14 protein-coding genes are annotated in these 19,515 nt (G+C 66.7%); 11 read left to right on the top strand and 3 right to left on the bottom strand.

Translation table 11 applies throughout. From position 1 onward, the window contains the following. Positions 1-192 precede the first annotated feature (192 nt). Positions 193-756, top strand: a complete 564-nt coding sequence (locus tag DFO58_RS14400; protein WP_120991508.1) for a histidine phosphatase family protein — start codon at positions 193-195, stop codon at positions 754-756. 15 nt (positions 757-771) lie between these two features. On the opposite strand, the gene DFO58_RS14395 is transcribed toward DFO58_RS14400, so the two are convergent. The 3 genes from DFO58_RS14395 to aceA all read right to left on the bottom strand — a co-directional run bounded on the left by DFO58_RS14395 (position 772) and on the right by aceA (position 5,020). Next, on the bottom strand, positions 772-1,836 hold the full coding sequence (locus DFO58_RS14395; protein WP_113607618.1) for an alpha/beta hydrolase: 1,065 nt from the start codon (positions 1,834-1,836) through the stop codon (positions 772-774). 161 nt (positions 1,837-1,997) lie between these two features. Continuing rightward, complete coding sequence (aceB, locus tag DFO58_RS14390; protein WP_120991507.1) at positions 1,998-3,635, bottom strand: malate synthase A; 1,638 nt, start codon at positions 3,633-3,635, stop codon at positions 1,998-2,000. A gap of 80 nt (positions 3,636-3,715) precedes the next feature. After that, positions 3,716-5,020 (bottom strand): isocitrate lyase, encoded by a 1,305-nt coding sequence (aceA, locus tag DFO58_RS14385; RefSeq protein WP_120991506.1) that lies wholly within the window; start codon positions 5,018-5,020, stop codon positions 3,716-3,718. 830 nt (positions 5,021-5,850) lie between these two features. Between aceA and DFO58_RS14380 the strand changes: the two genes are divergently transcribed. The 10 genes from DFO58_RS14380 to DFO58_RS14335 all read left to right on the top strand — a co-directional run bounded on the left by DFO58_RS14380 (position 5,851) and on the right by DFO58_RS14335 (position 19,470). Beyond that, entirely contained in the window at positions 5,851-7,308 is a 1,458-nt protein-coding gene (locus DFO58_RS14380; RefSeq protein WP_183043214.1) for an MFS transporter, read from the top strand. A gap of 48 nt (positions 7,309-7,356) precedes the next feature. Next, on the top strand, positions 7,357-9,030 hold the full coding sequence (locus tag DFO58_RS14375; RefSeq protein WP_053797270.1) for an amidohydrolase: 1,674 nt from the start codon (positions 7,357-7,359) through the stop codon (positions 9,028-9,030). Further along, positions 9,027-9,992, top strand: a complete 966-nt coding sequence (locus tag DFO58_RS14370; protein ID WP_120991504.1) for a GTP-binding protein — start codon at positions 9,027-9,029, stop codon at positions 9,990-9,992. The genes DFO58_RS14375 and DFO58_RS14370 overlap by 4 nt, the downstream gene beginning before the upstream one ends. 118 nt (positions 9,993-10,110) lie before the next feature. After that, positions 10,111-11,601 (top strand): helix-turn-helix transcriptional regulator, encoded by a 1,491-nt coding sequence (locus DFO58_RS14365; protein WP_183043213.1) that lies wholly within the window; start codon positions 10,111-10,113, stop codon positions 11,599-11,601. Positions 11,602-11,629: 28 nt separating this feature from the next. Then, the gene (locus tag DFO58_RS14360) at positions 11,630-12,529 is read left to right on the top strand and encodes a universal stress protein (protein ID WP_053797273.1); all 900 of its coding nucleotides are present in this window, start codon (positions 11,630-11,632) and stop codon (positions 12,527-12,529) included. A gap of 3 nt (positions 12,530-12,532) precedes the next feature. Beyond that, on the top strand, positions 12,533-14,047 hold the full coding sequence (locus DFO58_RS14355) for a PLP-dependent aminotransferase family protein (RefSeq protein WP_082344614.1): 1,515 nt from the start codon (positions 12,533-12,535) through the stop codon (positions 14,045-14,047). 108 nt (positions 14,048-14,155) lie between these two features. Next, entirely contained in the window at positions 14,156-15,358 is a 1,203-nt protein-coding gene (gene alr / locus DFO58_RS14350) for an alanine racemase (RefSeq protein WP_120991502.1), read from the top strand. 97 nt (positions 15,359-15,455) lie between these two features. Further along, positions 15,456-16,850, top strand: a complete 1,395-nt coding sequence (locus DFO58_RS14345; RefSeq protein WP_113607628.1) for an aspartate aminotransferase family protein — start codon at positions 15,456-15,458, stop codon at positions 16,848-16,850. A gap of 17 nt (positions 16,851-16,867) precedes the next feature. After that, positions 16,868-17,908, top strand: coding sequence for a phosphate acyltransferase (locus DFO58_RS14340; RefSeq protein WP_220668559.1), 1,041 nt, complete (start codon positions 16,868-16,870; stop codon positions 17,906-17,908). Between the two features lie 2 nt (positions 17,909-17,910). Further along, positions 17,911-19,470 (top strand): APC family permease, encoded by a 1,560-nt coding sequence (locus tag DFO58_RS14335; protein WP_286163617.1) that lies wholly within the window; start codon positions 17,911-17,913, stop codon positions 19,468-19,470. The last annotated feature ends 45 nt before the right edge of the window (positions 19,471-19,515 follow it).

The raw sequence follows: 19,515 nt of genomic DNA, 5'->3' as shown, positions 1-19,515 counted from the left end.
GGTCACGATGAACTACTTGGATCCTCATATGGGGGATGGGGTGCGCGTGTCCCTGCGCCGCGCTGGGCGGGCGGAACATACCAAATCGTACGTGGGTCGGCAAGCAGATGGGGTAAAAATGTGTCTGGGCAAACCCGTGGGATTGCCCACACCCGCCGGGCGCGGACCCGTCGCGGTGGAAGAATGGTACGCATGAAGCTGGGATTCGTCCGCCATGGACAGACGCAATGGAACCTCGAAGGCCGCCTGCAGGGAAGCAGCAACATCCCGCTGAACGACACCGGGCGCGCCCAGGCCGCCGCGGCGGTACAGGTGCTCGCCGGCGGGAACTGGGACGTGGTCGTCTCCTCCCCGCTGGACCGCGCGCGGCAGACCGCGCAGATCATCGCCGACGGGCTGGGCCTTGAGCTGGGCCCGAGCTACGAGCTGCTGGTCGAGCGCGACTACGCGCAGGGCGAGGGCATGATCGAGGCCGAGGCGCTGCGCCGCTGGCCCGGGAAGCTCGGCGGCGGCATCGAGCCGCTGGAATCGGTGGTGGACCGCGGGCTGCGCGCCATCGGGCAGATCATGGAGGACTTCCCCGGGAAAAACGTCGCGGTCATCTGCCACGGCACGATCATCCGGTATACGCTGTCGGATTTCGCCGGCTACACGCTGGATACCATCCGCAACGGCTCGGTGGCGGTGCTCGGGCAGGACGAGCGCGGCCGGCTGCGCCTGGAACTGGTCAACGACCACGTGCCCGCCGCGCTGTAGCGCCCGAGGGCAGGGTTAGGCGCCCGGAACCACGCGCCGCACGCTGGCGGTCAGCTGCGAGTCGTGCTGCCGGTTCTTGATCACGGCCAGCCACGATCCCAGATCCAGGTAGGCCCGGGTGCGCACCGGCGGCGCGGAGAGGAAGACGTCGTGCAGGGCGTCGGCCAGCCGCACCAGGTGCAGCTCGCGGCCCAGGTCCAGGCTGCGCTCGGCGATCTGCTGCACGTTCAGCGCGACATCAGACTTGGAGGCCGCGTCCTGCCAGCGCGGCAGCAGGTAGTCCTTGGCCGAGAGCATCACCAGCACCGGCATCTGCAGGTCCAGGCCCTTCTTGACCTTCGCCTGCGCGTCGAAGACCGCGGAGATGAACCCGGTGGTGATCTTGAAGCCGTTGACCGGGCGCCAGGCCAGATCGTAGTCCCATTCGCCCTCGAACTGGCTGGAGACCGTGCGGGTGTAGAAACCGGGGTCGATGCTGGGCAGGAAGCGGTGCGGGTTGCGCGCGCTGGAGGCCTGGAACAGCCTGGACAGCGCGGTGCGCCCCAGCTCGCTGGCCTGGAATTCCAGCCACGGGCTGTTCAGCGCGAGCGCCTCGATCTTGTGCGGGTTCGCCGCCGCGTACAGCGACGCGCTCAGCCCGCCGGTCGAATGCCCCAGCAGCACCACCCGGGTGCCGGGGTGGGCGCTGGTGATGATGCGCAGCGCCGCGTCGAACTCTTCGAAGTACTGCTCCAGGTTGTTGGTGAATCCCGGCGGGGTCTGGCCGGCCGGGTCGCGCTCGGCGTCCAGCGGGAGGTTGCGCCCGTAGTGGCGCAGGTCCAGGGCGTAGAAGTCGGCCCCGGCATCGGTGAGGAACCGCGCCAGCTCGCTTTGGAAGAAGTAGTCCGACCAGCCGTGCACGTAGAGGATCGACAGCCCGCGCAGCGGCGGGGCCAGCCGCGGGACGCGGGACGGCCGGCGGTGGCGGACCAGCGTGGCGGTGGAGCCATCGAGCATCGGCAGCGTGCGCCGGGAGAAGCCCTCGCCCAACAGGTCGGGCTCCCACAGCTGCTCGGCCGGGTTTTTGAACTGGAACGCCATGTGTTCAGCCTACCCAACACCGCAGGGTCGCAGGGCGCGAAAAACGGCATCCACCCGCGGGACTGGTTACCAACGGATGAATGCCGCAATTCGTGGCCGATTCTACGAGGACGACTTGGAAACGAATCGGCCGGGTCTCTAGGTGCTGCCTGCCTGCGGGGCTAGCCTGCCATTTCCAGTACTGGAACTGGCATGTCCAGGTAGCGCAGGTAGGCGTTGCGGGTCATGAAGGTCGGGAAGTCGTCGCGCAGTGCGCAGGCCTCGAAGATCTCCATGGCGGATTCGAAGCGGTCTCCCTCGAAGCGCTCCATGCGGTCCATGGTCTCCTCGGCCAGCTCCTGCACCCAGCGGCGGGTGACGATTTCGCCCTCGTCGGTGATGGCCGACTGGTGGATCCACTGCCACAGCTGCGAGCGGGAGATCTCGGCGGTGGCCGAATCCTCCATCAGGTTGCGCAGCACCACCGCGCCGTTGCCGCGCAGCCACGACTCGATGTAGCGGATGCCGATCTCGATGTTGTCGCGGATGCCCTGCTCGGTGATCTTGCCTTCCAGGCCGGCCACGTCCAGCAGCGCAGTGGCGGAAACCTGAACGTCTTCGCGGGTGCGGCCGATCTGGTTCGGGTTCTCGCCCAGCACCTCGGTGTACACCTCGCGGGCCACTGCCACCAGGTCCGGGTGGGCCACCCACGAGCCGTCGAAGCCGTCGGCTGCCTCGCGGGCCTTGTCCTCGCGCACCTTGGCCAGATTGAGCTCGTTGATCGAGGCGTCCTTGCGGCTTGGCACGAAGGTGCTCATGCCGCCAATGGCGGTGGCGCCGCGGCGGTGGCACGCACGCACCAGCTGCTCGGTGTAGGCCCGCATGAACGGTGCGGTCATGGTCACCGAATCGCGGTCCGGGAACACGAAGCGCGGTCCGCGGGAGCGGAAGTTCTTGATGATCGAGAAGATGTAGTCCCAGCGGCCGGCGTTCAGGCCCGAGGAGTGCTCACGCAGCTCGTAGAGGATCTCCTCCATCTCGAAGGCCGCGGTGATGCACTCGATGTGCACGGTGGCGCGGATGGTTCCGCGGTCGATGCCCAGCATGTCCTGCGCCATGTTGAACACGTCGTTCCACAGGCGTGCCTCCAGGTGGTTCTCCAGCTTCGGCAGGTAGTAGTACGGGCCGCGGCCGGCTGCCATCAGGCGCTTGGCGTTGTGGAAGAAGTGCAGTCCGAAGTCAACCAGCGAGGCCGACATCGGTGCGCCGTTCACCCGCAGGTGCTTCTCCGGCTGGTGCAGTGCGCGGGGGCGGACCACGATGGTCGGCAGCTGCTGCAGATCCGAGGTGTTCAGCTTGTACTCGCGGCCGTCGGGAGCGGTGAAGTCCAGCTCGTTGTCCAGCACGCGGATCAGGTTCACCTGGTTCTTGATCACGTTCTGCCAGGTCGGGGAGCAGGCGTCCTCCATGTCGGCCAGCCAAACGTTGGCGCCGGAGTTCAGGGCGTTGATTGCAGCCTTGCGCTCGATCGGGCCGGTGATCTCCACGCGGCGGTCTTCCAGACCCGGTGCGATCGGGGCGACCTGCCATGAAGCGTCCTCGCGGATGTTCCGGGTTTCCTCCAGGAACTTCGGGTCGCGGCCGTTGGCGATGCGGGCCCGGTTGAGCTGGCGGCTCTGCATCAGCTCGTTGCGGCGGTGTTCGAAACCCTGGTGCAGTGCGGAGAGGAAGTCCAGTGCCTCGCTGGTGAGGATCTGTTCCTGGTAGCGCACTTCGGTAGCGGTGATGGTGATGTTGTTCAGGGTGATCGGGGTGTTCATGACAGCGTCCTTAAAAGCTTAAAAATGGTGGTGGTGCCGGCTGACGTCATTGTCAGCCGGCACCATCGACCCGTCAGGGTCTAATGGAATTGGCCTTCTTCGGTGGAACCAACCAGCGCCAGGGTGGAGGCGTTCGGGTTCAGCGTGGTGGAGATGGCATCGAAGTAGCCGGTGCCGACTTCGCGCTGGTGCTTCGTGGCGGTGTAGCCGTCAGCCTCGGCAGCGAATTCGCGCTCCTGCAGTTCGACGTAGGCGCTCATGCCGTCCTTCGCGTAGCCCTTGGCCAGATCGAACATCGAGTGGTTCAGTGCGTGGAAGCCGGCCAGGGTGATGAACTGGAAGCTGAAGCCCATGGCGCCGAGTTCGCGCTGGAACTTTGCGATGGTTGCGTCGTCCAGGTGCTTCTTCCAGTTGAAGGAAGGGGAGCAGTTGTACGAAAGCATCTGGTCCGGGAAGTCCTTCTTGACTGCCTCGGCGAACTTGCGGGCAAGTTCCAGGTCCGGGGTGCCGGTCTCCATCCAGATCAGGTCCGAGTACGGGGCGTAGGCCTTGGCACGGGCGATGCATGGCTCGATGCCGTTGCGGACCTTGTAGAAGCCTTCCGCGGTGCGCTCGCCGGTGATGAATTCCTGGTCGCGCTCGTCGACGTCGGAGGTGATCAGGGTTGCTGCCTCGGCGTCGGTGCGGGCGATGACGACGGACGGGGTGCCGGCGACGTCAGCTGCCAGACGGGCTGCGTTCAGGGTGCGGATGTGCTGCTGGGTCGGGATCAGGACCTTGCCGCCCAGGTGGCCGCACTTCTTTTCCGAAGCCAGCTGGTCTTCCCAGTGGACGCCCGAAGCGCCGGCGGTGATCATGGACTTCATCAGCTCGTAGGCGTTCAGCGGGCCGCCGAAGCCGGCCTCGGCGTCTGCGACGATCGGGACCATCCAGTCCTCGACGGTCTGAATGCCTTCGGAGAACTCGATCTGGTCTGCACGCTGCAGCGCGTTGTTGATGCGGCGGACAACCTGCGGAACCGAGTTAGCCGGGTACAGCGACTGGTCCGGGTAGGTCTGGCCCGAGAGGTTTGCGTCGGCTGCAACCTGCCAGCCGGAAAGGTAGATGGCTCGCAGGCCGGCCTTGACCTGCTGGACTGCCTGGTTGCCGGTCAGTGCGCCCAGTGCGTTGGTGTAGCCACCGGTCGGGGTTTCCTCGGTGAGCTGCTTCCAGAGCTTCTGGGAACCGCGCTTGGCCAGGGTGTGCTCTTCCTGGACCCGACCCTGGAGCTTCACGACGTCTGCAGCGGAGTAATCGCGGGTGACGCCTTCCCAGCGGGGGTTGGTTGCCCAGTCGTTCTCGAGGGCTGCGACGCGGTTCTCGATCGAATTCTCGTTGGTAGTCATGTTGCTGGCTCCTTCGCACAAGCTCGGTGTTCGTTCGGACCGGTGAATCTGGCGGTTTCGATCCGGTGAACTTCTTCGTGACAACAACTATTCCCTGCCTGCAACCCCGCCAACAGGGGAATTTCAGATTAAGATTCGCCGTTCTTCGTTTCTCTGGAAGTTTTGCGCTTCTTGATGCTGATTGTGATCAAAGAGACAGAAAGTCGCGATTTTGGGTCGAAATCGGTGTCAAGAAATCACGGAATTCCTTGTCTGAATGTCGGTGAGTGGGGTGCCTCCTTCGTTGCGGGAACTGCGACATGAAGTTGACATAGCAGGTGAGGGGCGTGCTTCGAGGCTGTATCCGGGAAACTTTTCGAGGGCTCGATGCGGATTCGGGGGCTGGCGAATTGCGCGCTTCCCATATGCCGCATGCTGTGCGCTACCTCACTGTCGCGCGAAAAGTGGAGGGGATATATCCGCGTGTGGCCGGTCGAAGAAATGACATTCTTTCAAAATGCTGTATTTCGCGATCGCCGGGGATTCGGGCGCAATTTCCGCGACACGGGGTTCTGGAAGCGCCGCAGGCACGCCTGGTCCTAGAAAAATGTGGTCCAACTGGCCCTTTGGGGTCGAGCAAGCGTTTGACATAGTGACTTGAGCCACAGAAAAGATGAAACAAGAATATAGTTCTAGCCATGGCGTTTCGGTTGCGAAAGGGCGGACTGCACGCTGCGGACAGCGCGGCAGCTACACGAGCGCACAGCCAGCCACGACGATTTCTGGGGCATTTCAACCTGCCTTCGGATGAACAAGGGCAGCACGGTCGAAAAGATGCAAGGGAGACAAACGTGTCGAGTACCAAGGGTTCGGGCCTGAGTATTGCACCCGGGATCCCGCTCAAGCTGAGCGCGGTCGTGGGATTCTTGATCTTCGTGGAATTCACCAGCGGATTCGTGCAGGGCTACTACCTGCCGCTGTACGGAGCGCTGAGCCAGCGGCTTGGCATCTCCGATGCGGACATCACCTGGTTCGTCACCCTCTGGACCCTGTCCTCCGCGGTCTGCATCCCGGTGCTGGCCAAGCTGGGAGACATCTTCGGGCATCGCAGGATGCTGCGGGTGGCGGTCTTGGCGGTGCTGGTGGGCGTCTGCTTCGTGGCATTTTCCGAGAACTACGCGCTGGTGCTCATCGGGCGCATCCTCACCGGACCCCTTTCGGTCTGGCTCCCGCTGGAAATCGCGATGGTGCACGACCGGATTTCCGGGGACCGCGCGCGGCGTTCGGTCGGGTTGCTCATTTCCTTCCTGACCATCGGGGTGATTGCCGGCATGCTTGCCTCCGGTGTCATCGCCGGGCTGGGCTGGAACTTCACCACGGTGCTGCTGGTGCCGGCCATCGTGACCGGGCTGTGCATGATTGTTGTGCTGTTCCTGGTGCCCGAATCCACCGTGCGTTCGAAGTCCACCGTCGACTACCTGGGTTTCCTCGGCCTGGGCGCCTCCATGGTGACCCTGCTGCTGGGCCTGAGCGGCATCCAGAAATTCGGCATTTCCTCTCCGCAGGTGCTGCTCACGCTCTTCGCCTGCGTGGTCATCACGGTGGCTTGGGTATTCTGGGAGTCTAAAACCAGTTGCCCGGCGATCGACCTGAAGCTGGTCTGCTCGCGGCTGATGTGGCCGCCCTACCTCTCCGCGTTCCTCTACGGCACCGTCATGCTCGGCACCCAGACCATCGGCACGACGTTCCTGGCGGCCAAGCCGGAGGAAGTCGGTTTCGGCTTCGCCCTGGCCCCCGGGCTCATTTCGCTGCTCAGCGCCGGGCTGACGCTGCTCAGCTGCAGCGCCGCGGCGATCTTCGCCTACGTGGCTAGGGTGATCGGCATGCGGGGGGTGCTGCTGCTCGGGGTGTGCCTGGGCGCGGCCGGACTGCTGCTGCTGGTCTTCTTCCATGACGTGTTCGCCATGGTCATCGCCTACCAGTGTCTGGCCGGACTGGGCTTCGGCATGCTGATGGGGGCCATGCCGGCGCTGGTCGCCGAGATCTCCCCGGCTGACCAGACCGGCATAGCCACTGGCATCTACAACTCGGTCAAGACCCTGGGCGGGGCAGTGGGCGGTGCGGTGTTCGGCGTCATCCTGGCCTCCACCGTGGGACCGGCCCAGGGCGCCTCGATAGACTCCTACCGCCTGGTGTGGATCATCTGCATCGCCGCGCTGGCGCTGTGCGTCATTTCGCTGCTGTTCATGCGCAACGACAAGGCCCCGCAAGTCGCGAAGCAGGCGCTGGAAACCGACCTGGCGCGGTAGGCTTCGCCGCCGCGCTGCACTACCGTACCCAAGAAGACCGGAGAACCCATGACATCGCAGACCATCATCTATCCCGCCCGCGCGGTCCACACCATGGATCCGTCCCGTCCCGCCGCCCAAGCGGTGGCGGTGCGCGAGGGGCGCATCCGCGCCGTGGGCAGCCTCGACGAGCTGCTGGGCTACCCGGACTGCGTGGTGGACGAGCGCTACCGCCACAAGGTGATCGTCCCGGGCTTCGTTGAGGCGCACGCCCATGCAGGATCCGGCGGGATGTGGGACGGACAGGTCTACGTGGGCTACTTCGACCGGACTGACCCCCAAGGGACAGTGTGGCCCGGCTGCAGGGATGCGCAGGCGATCCTTCGCCGGCTGCGCGAGGCGCTGGAACAGCTGGAGCCGGGCGCCCCGCTGAAGGCCTGGGGGCTGGATAACATCTACTTCCCGGACACCCGGATCCTGGCCCGGGAGCTTGATTCGGTCGCCGAGGACCGGCTGGTGCAGATCACCCACGCCAATGGCCATGTCGCGGTAGTGAACAGCGCGACGCTGCGCGCCGCAGGCATCGACGGCTCCACGCAGGTTCAGGGCGTGGAGAAATACCCCGACGGCACCCCCACCGGCGAACTGCGCGAGTTCGCCGCACTGGGACTGGTGCATGAGCTGTTCGGCGGCGGGCTGCTGGAGCTCTCGGAGAAAAGCCTGCGCAACTTCGCGCAGGACGCGGTCAACCACGGGGTCACCACCATCACCGATCTGGGCAGCATGCGCCCGCTGAGCGAGGAAGGCCGGCGCGACTACTCGGACACCGTGGACGAGCACTTCCCGGTCCGGCTGAACGTCTTCCAGTTCGGAATGGGGCTGGGCACCGGGCCGCTGGCCGAGCAGACCGCGCGGCAGCTGGCTGAGATCAGAACGCTGGGGCACGAGAAGCTGCGCTTCGGGCATGTGAAGCTGATGCTCGACGGGTCCATCCAGGGATTCACCGCGCGCCTGCAGGAACCGGGCTACCTGGGCACGCGCGAGAACGGCATCTGGAACACGTCCCCCGAGGAATTCGAGGCGGCCTTCAGCGCCTTCCACCAGGCGGGGCTGCTCATCCACGTGCACTGCAACGGCGACCAGGCCAGCGAGCTGTTCCTCGACACGCTGGAAAAGGTGCTGATCAAGCACCCGCGGCCGGACCACCGGCACACCATGACCCACTCGCAGCTGACCACCCAGGCGCAGTACCGCCGCGCCGCCGCGCTGGGCGCCTGCGCGAACATCTTCTCCAACCACCTGTGGTTCTGGGGAGACCAGCATGCGGACAAGATCCTCGGGATCGACAGGGCCTCGCGGATGAATGCCGCGCGCTCCGCGCTGCGTGCCGGGGTGCCGATCTCGCTGCACTGCGATGCCCCGGTCACCGAGCTGAATCCGCTGCAGACCATGAAGCATGCGGTCACCCGGTTGACTCCGTCGGGCAGGGTGCTGGGCGACCACGAGCGGATCAGCGTCGAGCAGGCGCTGCACGCGGTGACGCTGGGCGCAGCCTACATGCTCAAGATGGACCACGAGGTCGGCTCCATCGAGGCCGGAAAGCGGGCCGACCTGGCCATCCTGGACGAAGACCCGTTCGAGGTCGAGCCCGAAGCGCTGGGCGGCATCCAGGTGCACGGCACGCTGCTGGGCGGGGTGCCCCAGCAGGCCCGACACGGCGCGGCGCTGCAGGGACGGCGATGAGCAGCGCCGTCCCGCTGACGCTGCTCGGCGGCTACCTCGGGGCGGGCAAGACCACGCTGGTCAACGACCTGCTGGAACAGTCGGCGCAGCGCATCGCGGTGCTGGTCAACGACTTCGGCGCGGTGAACATCGACGCGAAACTCATCCGCACCGCCCGCTCCGATTCCGTCGAGCTGGCCAACGGGTGCCTGTGCTGTTCGCTGCGCGACAGCGTGGCCGAAACCCTGCAGCCGCTGGCCGGCCGCGGGGACTTCGACCGGGTCGTGGTGGAAGTTTCAGGGGTGGGCAACCCGGCAAAGCTCGCGCCCTGGCAGGGTTTTCCCGGGTTCGCGCCCGGGGGACTGGTGGTCTGCGCCGACGCCGGGGCGATCGGCAGGCAGCTGCGCGACGGGTTCATCGGCGACACCGTGCTGGCCCAGCTGCGGGCGGCCGAACTGGTGCTGCTGTCCAAAACGGATCTGCTTCCCGAAGACCGGGCAAAACAGGCCGCGCAACTAGTGAGCCAGGCCGCCCCGCAGGCCGCGGTGCTCGCCTCGCCGCATGGCGCGGACCGCATCGCCGGTCTTGAACGCTGGCTCGGGGCGCTGCCGGACCAAGCCGGGGCGCGGGAACTGGAACCGGAGCCGACGCCGGAGCACGGCGGGAACCACCCCTTTGCCAGCCTGGCCCTGCGCGGGACGCGGCCGGTCGACCGGGAGCGGCTGGAGCGCGCGCTGGCCGGGTGCCCGCAGGTCCTGCAGCGCGCCAAGGGGTTCCTCCGGCTCCAGGACAGCCCGCAGCGCCGCACGCTGGTGCAGTACAGCGGCTCCGGCCTGGAGCTCGAAGACTGCGGGGCCTGGTCCGGTGCACAGGAACCGCAGCTGGTGCTGATCGCCGCCGGCGAGCGCGCCGAGGACGTGCTGGCCCAGATCGCCGCCGCGCTTCCGGAGCTGCAGGCCTCGCCGGCGGATGGAACCTCCTAAGGGAGAGTGTGAAAATTTCCACCATAATTCGCGCCGATGCCGGTGAATTGCGGGTAACCATGGGAAATATGCCGGATTCTACTGGAAACTTTGCAACTTCTTCCCTTACGCTGGTCGTGTGACTGCTACCACATGGAATCGAGATGCCCGTCCCGAGGGACCGGCCGCCGGCGCCGGAGTCGAGGAAGAGCTCGACGTGATCGCCTTGGGGCGGCGCATCCGCTACCTGCGCAAGGAAAAGGGCATGACCCTTGACGACATCTGTGCGCTGGTTGAAACCGCGCCAAGCCACCTGTCGCTGGTGGAGAACGGCAAGCGCGAGCCGAAGCTCTCGCTGCTCAAGTCGCTGGCCGCGGCGCTCGGCGTCAGCGTGGACGACCTGCTGGGGGCCGAGCCTCCCTCGCGGCGCGCCGCGCTGGAAATCGAGCTCGAACGCGCGCAGCGCGGTCCGCTCTACGACTCGCTGGGCCTGCCGAAGGTGAGGATCTCCAGCCGGCTGCCCATGGACGTGCTCGAATCCCTGGTCGGGCTGCAGCGCGAGCTGGAGCACCGGCTCGACGAGCAGGCGGCCACCCCGGAGGAAGCCCGCAGGGCCAATACCAAGCTGCGCGAGGAAATGCGCCAGCGCAACAACTACTACCAGGAGATCGAGCAGGAAGCCGGGCGCATCCTGAAGGCCGCCGGGCACACCGGCGGGCCGCTGTCCCACCATCGCTCGGCCGACATCGCCGAATACCTGGGCTTCAGCCTGCGCTACGTCGGGAACCTCCCGCACTCCACCCGCTCGGTCACCGACCTGAAGAACCACCGGATCTACCTCACCCAGTCCACCCGCGCGGATCACGACCCGCGTTCGGTGCTGCTGCAGGCGCTGGGCCACTATGTGCTGGGGCACCAGACCCCGGTGAACTACGCCGATTTCCTGTCCCAGCGCGTGGCAACGAACTATTTCGCCGCGGCGCTGATGATGCCGGAGAAGGAAACCACCGACTTCCTGCATCAGGCGAAAAAGGAACGCGCGCTGGCCGTGGAGGACATCCGCGACGCCTTCGCGGTGTCCTACGAGTCGGCCGCGCACCGCTTCACGAACCTGGCCACCGAACACCTGGGCATCACCTGCCACTTCCAGAAGGTGCACGAGTCGGGCATCCTGCATAAGGCTTATGAGAACGACGGGGTGAACTTCCCGGCCGACCACACCGGAGCCATCGAGGGCCAGACCATCTGCCGCTACTGGACCAGCCGGGTGGTCTTCGACGTGGCGGACAAGTTCCGCGCCTTCGAGCAGTTCACCGACACCGTCAACGGCACCTACTGGTGCACCGCCCGCACCGAGCGGCACTCGTCGGGGCTGTATTCGCTGTCCATCGGCGTGCCCTTCGAGCACGTGAAGTGGTTCCGCGGGCGCGACACCAAGGAACGCTGCCAGTCCAAGTGCCCGGATGAGAACTGCTGCCGCCGCCCTCCGGCGGATCTGTCATCCACCTGGTTCGGCAATGCGTGGCCGGCCACGCGAGCGAATACGCACCTGCTGGCGGCCATGCCCACCGGGGCCTTCCCCGGCGTGGACGAGACCGAGGTCTACAAGTTCCTGGAGGAACAGGCTTAACCCATTGACGCCGGAAGGGCGGTAAAACGTGAAGTACGTGATTGGATGCACCGCGGATGAACGCGGCCGTGAGGCGATCTCGCTTGCACTGACGCTGGCGCGCTCATTGGCCGACCCGTCGACCGTCAGCCTGGAACTGGTGCACATCATCAGGGGCGAGGCGCCGGAGAACACGGCCACGCAGAGCGAGAAGACCTTCCAGCAGTTTCAATACGATACCGCCATGGGCTGGATGCAGCGCTGCCTGGACCTGGTCCCGTCGGCGCTCGACGCGCAAATCCACATTCGGTTCGCGGATTCCATGGCCGGCGGCATGCTTGAAGCCGCCGCGGCCTTCAACGCGGACCTGGTGGTGATCGGCGCGGCGAGCCACGGCCCGCTGCGGCGCTTCACGGTAGGCAGCGTCGCCAACGCGCTGCTGCATTCCTCCCCGGTACCCGTGGCGCTGGCCCCCTCGGGGTACCGCCCGCCCCGGCTGCTGACGCGCATCACCTGCGCCCTGGGCACCAGGTCGGGGTCCGAAGCGGTGCTGCAGTCGGCTGTCGAAGCCGCCGCGGCGCGCCACGTCCCGCTGCGCCTGGTGTCTCTGGTTGCGCTGGATCTCAGCCAGGCCCAGGGCATCAGCAACCTCGGCCAGCGCACCCAGGCGCATTCCAGCCGCGTGCTCGACGAAGCGGTCAGCGCCGTCGCCCACCGGACCGTGGTGACAGCCGAGGTGGCCCAGGGGCGGTCCATCGAGGCCGCGATCAACACCCTGGACTGGGACGAGGAAGAGCTGGTGCTGATCGGCTCAAGCCGTTTGGCCGAGCGCAGCAAGATCTTCATGGGGGCCACCGCGAACAAGATGCTGCGCGCCCTGCCGGTGCCCATGGTGGTGGTGCCGAGGTACCACATTGCCGCCGGCTCCGAACCCGCAGCCAGGCTGTAGGCGGTGACCGTGCAGGAGGAGGGCGCCCGGACAGTCGAAACGCAGGCCTTGGCCCCGATTTCCATCGGGGAGGATTCAGCCGAGCCGCTGTACCGGCAGCTCCGCCTGGCCCTGGAGCACCAGATCCATACGGGAAGCATCGTGCCAGGCTTGGCCCTGCCCAGCTCCCGCGAGCTCTCCCGTGAACTCGGGCTCTCGCGCAACACCGTGAATGCCGCGCTGCAGGAGCTTCTCGCCTCCGGGCTGATCGAGTCCAGGGCGCGCCGCGGATACTTCGTGAACACCCAAATGCTCTCCTCGAGGAACGTGCAGCGCGGACCGGGGAACCCGGGCGCTTCGCCCATCGACGTGCAGCGGCACATCAAGTCCCGCGTCGGGGCCGGGCGCCCCGAGATCACCAAGATCGGCAATTGGCGGGACTACCCCTACCCATTCGTCGCCGGCCAGGTGGATGAACGGGACTTTCCCCGTCTGGCGTGGGCTCGGGCGCTTCGCGAATCGCTGGACCCGCCGCATCTGCACTATTCGCTGCGCGACTCGGTGGACGAAGACGACCCGTATCTGGTGGACATGCTCTGCCAGCGGGTGCTCCCGGCGCGCGGAATCATCGCACACCCGGAAAACATCCTGATTACCGCCGGGTCGCAGCAGGGGCTGGACCTGCTGGCGCAGACGACCATGGACTCGCGCACCACCGTGGCAGTGGAGAACCCCGGCTACGTGGACGCCCGCCACACCTTCGCCCGCACCGGCGCGCAGCTGCTGCCGCTGGAGGTGGATTCCCACGGGATGGTGCTGCCCGACTCGTTCGAGCGGATCGACACGGTGTACCTGACCCCGAGCCACCACAGCCCGACCAACGCGACCCTGAGCGTGACCCGCCGCCGCGCAATCCTCGACGCCACCGCGCGCAGCGGCACGCTGGTCATCGAAGACGACTACGACAGCGAATTCCGCTATCGGGGCAAGCCGACGCCTGCCCTGAAGGCGCTGAAGAATTCAGGCCATGTGGTGTACCTGGGATCCTTCACCAAGTTCCTGGCCCCCGGCCTGCGCATGGGCTACCTGGTCGGCGACGCGGCGCTGATCGCTGAATTGCGCACACAGCGCCGGTACCGGGTCAGGCATATCGCAGGGCATCCGCAACGGGCGATGGCGCTCATGATCGATTCGGGCCAATACCAGCGCACCATTTCCCGCCGCAGGACCCAGCTGCAGCGCAAGTGGGTCAGCCTGACCGACGCCCTGCACGAGCATCTGCCCTGGGAGCTGAATACGCCCCCGGGCGGGGTGAGCATCTGGATCCAGGGGCCGCCGGACCTCGACTGCCGTGAGCTGGGCGCGCGGTGCCTGGAACGCGGAGTGGTGATCGAGCGCGGGGACATCTTCTTCGACAGCCCGGAGCTGCACCGGAACCACTTCCGCCTCGGGTTCGCGGCGATCGACGTGGAATCCATCGAGCCGGGGGTGCGGATCCTGGCCGACACGATCAAGACCCTGCTCGGCCGGCAGGCGTGAGCCCGCGGCGCTGGTCTTAGGAAAATCGGGGCGAACTGGGTCTGGGTGCCGTGCGGTTAATGGGTGACAGTTGGGACAATCAATCGCTACCAGGAGAAAGGCCCGACAATGCCCAGTCCCACGATTTTCCTCGACCCGGCGGCCCGGATCGACACCGCGAACCCGCAGCGCAGCGCGCTGATCGACCTCGGAGCCATCAGCGGCAATGTTGAAACGCTGCGCGGGATTGCGGGCACCGCGAAGCTGATGGCGGTGCTCAAGGCCGACGGCTACGGCCACGGGCTGGTCCCGGCAGCCCGCGCGGCCCTGCGCGGGGGCGCGGACTACCTGGGCACCGCCGTCCTGGAGGAGGCCTTCGCCTTGCGCGCCGCAGGAGTCGATGCCCCGATCTTCACTTGGCTCAATGCGCCCGGGAGCAACTACCTCCGGGCCATCGAGGAAGATATCGATCTGGCAGCCTACGACTGCGCCCAGCTCGAGGAGATCTGCCAGGCGGCCCGGCAGGCCGGGCGGCCCGCGCGCGTCCACCTGAAGATCGACACCGGCATGTGGCGGGGCGGGGCAAGCGCCCAGGACTGGCCCCGGCTGTGCGGCGCGGCGCGGCGCGCCCTGGACGCCGGGCTGATCGAGGCCACCGGCATCTGGTCGCACCTGGCCGCGGCCGACGAACCGGAGAACCCGTCGACCTCGATGCAGCTGGCGGCATTCCGCGCCGCGCTCGCCGTGGCCCGGGACCTCGGAATCACCCCGAGACTGCGCCACATCGCCAACTCGGCGGCCACGCTCAGCAACCCGGAAGCCCACTTCGACCTGGTGCGGCCCGGGATCTCCGTCTACGGCATCAACCCGCTGCCGCCCGAATACCGCACCTCCCGGATGGACCTGCGCCCGGCCATGACCCTGCGCGCGGCCGTCGCGCATGTGAAAGCCGCCCCCGCCGGCGCCGCGGTGAGCTACGGGGGAACTGAACGCGCGGCGGCCGCCACCCAGCTGGCCATCATCCCCCTCGGGTACGCCGACGGGGTGATGCGCAGCGCCAGCAGCAAGGGACCGGTGCAGATCGGCGCCGGGAGGTACCGGGTGATCGGGCGCGTATGCATGGACCAGTTCATGGTCCAGGTCGGTTCGGACGCCGTGGTGCCGGGCCAGCAGGCCCTGCTTTTCGGGCCGGGAACCGACGGGGAGCCGCACCTGGACCAGTGGGCCCAGGCCGCGGACACGATCCCGTACGAAATCCTGACCCGCATCGGAACTCGGGTGCCCAGGATCTATCTCGAGTCGATTCCCGCCCCGGACGTTTCTGGTACCTAAAAAGTTGGTTCATTCTGGCTCTGGGAATGGACCCAGCAAGCGGGCAGAGTGATACACACCACATGGTGTCTCCATGGGTCACTAAAGGAGGAAAAAGATGACGACTTCAGATATCCGCACGCGGGCACAGCGCCACCTTTACCCGCACTTCACGACGGGGCAGGTCTGGAACAGCGACCAGCTGCCGATCATCGTGCGCGGCGAGGGCAGCTACCTGTTCGACGAAGACGGCACCAAGTTCCTCGACGGACTGGCAGGCCTCTTCTGTGCGAATATCGGGCACGGGCGCCAGGACATCCCCAAGGCCGCCTACGAGCAGATGTCCAAGCTGGCCTACTGGACCAACTGGGGCTCGGCCCATCCGGCAGCCGTCGAGGCAGCCACCGCCATCGCCAACCTGGCTCCGGGCGACCTGGAGACGGTGTTTTTCGTCAACTCGGGCTCCGAGGCGGTGGAGTCGGCCATCAAGTTCGCCCGCCAGTACCACCGAGGCCAAGGCCAGCCTCAGCGCACCAAGATCATCGCCCGGAACATGGCCTACCACGGCACCACCCTCGGCGCCCTGGCGGTCACCGGCATTCCGGCCTACAAGGAGCCCTTCGGCACCCTGATGCCGGGAGTTTTCCACGTGCCGAACACCCTGGGTGAGAGCATCCCGGAGGGCGGCAGCGCAGCCGACCTGCCCTCGGTGCAGGCCATCCGCGAACTGATCGAGCGCGAAGGCGCGGAGACCATCGCCGCCCTGTTCGCCGAGCCGGTGCAGAACTCCCGCGGCGCACTGGTGCCGCCGGCCGGCTACTGGCAGGAACTGCGCGCCATCTGCGACAAGCACGGCATCCTGCTGGTCGCCGACGAAGTCATCACCGGTTTCGGACGCCTGGGCGAGTGGTTCGGCAGCATCAAGTTCGACGTGGTCCCGGACCTGATCACCTTCGCCAAGGGCTCCACCTCCGGCTACGCCCCGCTGGGCGGCGTGATCATCCGCAAGCCGCTGGCCGATGCCATGCTGGCCAGCGAGCAGGCAGGCATCTTCACCCACGGCGCCACCTGGGGCGGGCACCCGGTATCCACCGCGGTGGCGGTCGCCAACCTGCAGGCGCTGGCGGAAGAGAACATCACCGGCAACGTGCGCAGCCTCGAACCCTACTTCCAGAACGGCCTGGACAAGCTCGTGGCGGCCCATTCAAGCATCAAGGAATACCGGGGCGCAGGCTTCTTCTACGCCATCGAATTGATGGGCGACCGGAACAGCGGCCGGGAACTGAGCGCCGACGAGTCCAAGGCGCTGCTCACGCAGGTCATGCCGCAGGCCATGCGCGAGGTCAACCTGATCACCCGCCCGGACAACCGCGGAGCCACCATGCTCGTGCTCTCGCCGCCGCTGGTGGCCGACCAGGACGTGCTGGACGACCTGCTGGGCAAGGTGGACCACGTGATGAGCGCGGCCGATTCCTACCTCCGCCTCGGCGCACCGTCCCTGGCGCGGGCCTAAGGGCGGAAGGGCACACCATGCTGTTGGCCAGCGCGGTGCCGCAGCACGCGGACATCGACCCCATGCTGCATGAACGCTTTGCCCGGGTTCGCGCAGGCGGCGGCGCACAGCGCATCATCTTGCCGGAGGGCGACGATGCGCGGGTGCGCCAGGCCGCGGACATCCTGCGGTCGCTGGGCGCCGAACCCCGGCTACTGGGGGGAAGCTCGTCCGGCGCCGCCAGACAGGACCTTGTGCAGCTGCGCAGCTCTGCGGTGCTGGAGCATCTGGAGCGCGCGCTTGGCGCCCGCGGGCCGGAGGCCCTGCCCGAAGCGCTGGAGGATCCGCTGGCGGTCTCGATGGCGGCGGTGGCGGCAGGCGAGGCGCAGGCAGTAGTCGCCGGCGCCACCTGCCCCACCTCGCAGGTCATGCGGATGGCCTTCCGGGTCGTTGGCCCGTCAACCCCCGGCGGCACCGTCTCCTCCAGCTTCCTGATGCGTTTGTCATCGGGAGAGTACCAGTGCTTCGGCGACTGCGCGGTGATCCCCGATCCGACGGTGGAGCAGCTGGCGCAGATCGCCATCGCCACGGCAGACAGCTTCCGCGCCCTGACCGGCGGGGAACCGCGGGTCGCGATGCTGTCCTTCTCCACCGCAGGCAGCGCGGAACACGCCAGCGTGTCGGTAGTCCGCGAGGCCACAGCCAGGGCGCGCGCTCTGCGTCCCGGGCTGTTCATCGACGGGGAGCTGCAATTCGACGCCGCGGCCGACCAGCTGGTGGCTGCGGCCAAGGCTCCGGACTCGGCCGTCGCAGGACGGGCCAACGTCTATATCTTCCCCAACCTGGCGGCCGGAAACATCGGGTACAAAATCACCCAACGGCTCGCGGGCGCGCAGGCCTACGGCCCCATCCTCCAGGGGTTGGCCGCGCCGGTGAATGACTTGTCCCGCGGGGCGAGTGTTAGCGACATAGTCAATGTCTCCCTTATTTCCTTGGTGCAGGCGGCAGCCTACAACCCCCCTGGCGGCGAAACTCGTCGCGAGAGCGGCCCGCACCACCAACGAGCGAGGTTCTCATGAAGGTGACAACACCACAAGGCAGCAACCAGGCGGCAACACCCCAGTCTTCGGGAGGTGCCGGCAGGCCCGGCACGGCCCCGGGCAGTGAACAGCCCGAACGTCTTGCCAAGACGCTGAAGGCGCGCTGGGTCTGGGCCATTGCCCTGGGCTCCGCGGTCGGCTGGGGCGCATTCATCCTGCCGACCGACTGGCTCGCGGTCGGCGGGCCGGTCGGGGCGATCAGCGGATTCATGATCGGCGGCGCGCTGATGGTCCTGATCGCGGTCAGCTACGGTTTCCTGATCAAGTCATTCCCCGTGTCCGGCGGCGAGCTGGCCTTCGCACTGGTCGGCTTCGGCCGGACGCACGCCTACTTCTGCGGTTGGTACCTGACGCTGGGCTATACGTGCATCGTGGCGCTGAACGCCTCGGCCATGGCCTTGCTCTTCCGCAAGCTGATGCCCGATCTCGTCCAGCAGGGATACCTGTATACGGTGGCCGGCTGGGACGTCTACATCGTTGAAGTGGTCATTTCAATGACCGTGCTCGTCGTGTTCGCATTGCTCAACATCCGCGGCACCGCGCTCTCGGGGCGCATCCAGTTCATCGCCTGCGTGATCATGCTGATTGCCGTGGCCTGCATCCTGGTGGGTGTGCTGATCAGCCCGCAGACGGTGCTGTCCAACGCCACCCCCGCCTTCCCTGCGGGTGTGAACCCGGTGGCAGCCATTGCGGCGATCGTGGCCATCGCGCCGTGGGCCTTCATCGGCTTCGACAACGTGCCCCAGGCGGCCGAGGAATTCGACTTCCCGCCGGCCAAGGCCATGCGCTTGATCGTCCTGGCGCTGCTGGCAGCGGCCGTGCTGTACTGCGCAATGATCGCCTCGGTGGCATTCAGCGCACCATGGGAAGCCCTCGCCAACGGCGACTCGGCCTGGGGCAGCGCTGATGCGCTGACCGGCGTCATGGGCGGAATCGGCATGCTGCTGCTGAGCATCGGCATCACGATGGGCGTGAGCACCGGCTTGAACGGATTCTATGTATCCGCCAGCCGCATCCTGCTTGGGATGGGCCGTGCGCAAATGGTTCCCGCGATCTTCGCCCGGCTGCATCCCAAATACAAGACCCCGCACTACGGCGTGCTCTTCGTCGCAGCGGTCTGCCTGATCAGCCCCTGGTTCGGCCGTGCGGCACTGACCTGGGTCGTGGACATGTCGGCGGTCGGCGTGACCGTCGCCTACCTCTACACCTGCCTGTGCGCGTTCAAGCTCTTCCGAACCACGAATTCCAAGCGCGGCCAGAGCGAGCTCGGGGAGGTGAACTCGACGTCCAAGAAGGTGCTGAGCCTGCTGGGAGCCATCACGGCGCTGACGTTCATGGCGTTGCTGCTGATCCCGGGATCCCCTGGCGCGTTGGGCAAGGAATCGATGATCGCACTGGTGGTCTGGACCCTGCTGGGAGTGATCTTCTTCCTGGTGCGCCGCAAGCACAACAAGACGCTGAGCGATGAACAGGTCGACATGCTGGTGCTGGGCGCTCCGCGGCCAAAGGGCACCGAATTGCGCCAGCGTTCCAGGAGCTAGGAAGCAGCACTGCCCACAAGAATACCGTTGTTGACGGCCCGTGGA

It is taken from the genome of Arthrobacter sp. AG1021, assembly GCF_003633665.1.
Classification (GTDB): domain Bacteria; phylum Actinomycetota; class Actinomycetes; order Actinomycetales; family Micrococcaceae; genus Glutamicibacter; species Glutamicibacter soli.
The sequence above is the reverse complement of the archived record's forward strand: the minus strand, read 5'-3'. Positions and strand labels throughout refer to the sequence as shown.

Coding starts and splice junctions, on each gene's coding strand:
- DFO58_RS14340 (WP_220668559.1), top strand. CDS start 16,868: ATGCTGTTGGCCAGCGCGGTGCCGCAGCACGCGGACATCGACCCCATG.
- aceA (WP_120991506.1), bottom strand. CDS start 5,020: ATGACTACCAACGAGAATTCGATCGAGAACCGCGTCGCAGCCCTCGAG.
- alr (WP_120991502.1), top strand. CDS start 14,156: ATGCCCAGTCCCACGATTTTCCTCGACCCGGCGGCCCGGATCGACACC.
- DFO58_RS14375 (WP_053797270.1), top strand. CDS start 7,357: ATGACATCGCAGACCATCATCTATCCCGCCCGCGCGGTCCACACCATG.
- aceB (WP_120991507.1), bottom strand. CDS start 3,635: ATGAACACCCCGATCACCCTGAACAACATCACCATCACCGCTACCGAA.
- DFO58_RS14395 (WP_113607618.1), bottom strand. CDS start 1,836: ATGGCGTTCCAGTTCAAAAACCCGGCCGAGCAGCTGTGGGAGCCCGAC.
- DFO58_RS14345 (WP_113607628.1), top strand. CDS start 15,456: ATGACGACTTCAGATATCCGCACGCGGGCACAGCGCCACCTTTACCCG.
- DFO58_RS14370 (WP_120991504.1), top strand. CDS start 9,027: ATGAGCAGCGCCGTCCCGCTGACGCTGCTCGGCGGCTACCTCGGGGCG.
- DFO58_RS14400 (WP_120991508.1), top strand. CDS start 193: ATGAAGCTGGGATTCGTCCGCCATGGACAGACGCAATGGAACCTCGAA.